This window comes from Cupriavidus sp. 01L45, from assembly GCF_056399885.1.
On the sequence record NZ_JBFTSG010000155.1, the window covers coordinates 1 to 1296 of the forward strand.

General features: G+C 58.7%; 1 protein-coding gene. It reads right to left on the minus strand.

The features are described from left to right. Positions 1-1157 precede the first annotated feature (1157 nt). Positions 1158-1296, minus strand: a 139-nt coding sequence (locus AC1DT6_RS40490; protein WP_477104770.1) for an IS4 family transposase, incomplete at its 5' end; no start/stop codon positions are given.

Genomic DNA, 1296 nt, shown 5'->3' on the forward strand with positions numbered 1-1296 from the left:
GTGTTGGTTATTGCACCCAAAGGAATACGACATCCCCCTGCGGGGGACGCCGGTCACTCTTCTTTGCTTCGGCAAAGAAGACTAACGAGAAGAAAGCCGACCCTGCCGGGGGCAGAGCAATCAGGCTATTTCGCATTGGTGATTTCGTCGTRCGGCCAGCAGTTCTGCTAGCTTCTGCCGGTACCAGCTTGCAGGGTCACGAATCTGCCAATTTCCGGGATTCGTGGTGCGRCCCCCGGTAGCGGAATCCTTGCCCATTCGGCCATCTGCCGTTACCGGCGCGAAGCACCACGATACATCGCCTGCCAATGGTTTCGTGGTGGGGCGGGCGCGGTGATCAGGGTCTTGGGCATATCAACCCGGTGCCACCGCGCGCACGACGGAACCGGTGCGCCTGCAACTTCGTGGGCGGCCACTACGCGAGCGACAGACGGCTTGAAGCAAGTGATGTCTGCTACCGGGGGCCTCACCACGAATCCCGGAAGCGCCAGATCCTTCCGTGTTCGCCGACCGGGCCACGGTGCCCACCACGAAACGAAGACGATTGCATTCAGCCACGGCCAGCGCCGGTACGGCAGGGTGTCGAATGGCAGGGTATTCGCCGTCAGAGACAAAACCACGAAACCAGCAAGGCATGAGATGCCGTGGCCCATTGCACCGCGAACGGCAGATGGCCGAATGGGCGCTGGGGTGTGCAATCAGGGGCCGCACCACGAAACCCGTGTAGTGCGCAGTGGTATCGCCGTTGAAGTCGGTAGGACATGCCAGCCGAAGCCACCGCCCGTACGACGGAATCAATGTCGCCGAATAGCCTGATGGCTCTGCCCCCGGCAGGGTCGGCTTTCTTTTCGTTAGTTTTCTTTGCCGAACGCAAAGAAAAGTGACCGGCGTCCCCCCGCAGGGGGGATGTCGTATTCCTTTGGGTGCAAAAACAAACACCGCTCAAAAAAGTAGCGAAAACCCCCAATAAAAGCCCCCAACAGCCAACCAACCTTTTCGTTAGTTTTCTTTGCCGCCGAACGCAAAGAAAAGTGACCGGCGTCCCCCCGCAGGGGGGATGTCGTATTCCTTTGGGTGCAAAAACCAACACCGCCCAAAAAAGTAGCGACAACCCCAAAAAAAAGCCCCCAACAGCCAACCAACCTTCACCCATGTGGTTATACACAATTGTCCCCATCATCGACGGCTCGTAAGCCTCGCAGTGTCTTCGCCGCGACATGAACTTCTTTCAGCCCCAGCCAAATCGTCTTCACGCCAGGCTCGCCATCACTCTTGCGGCCGAGGAATCCGCCAAGG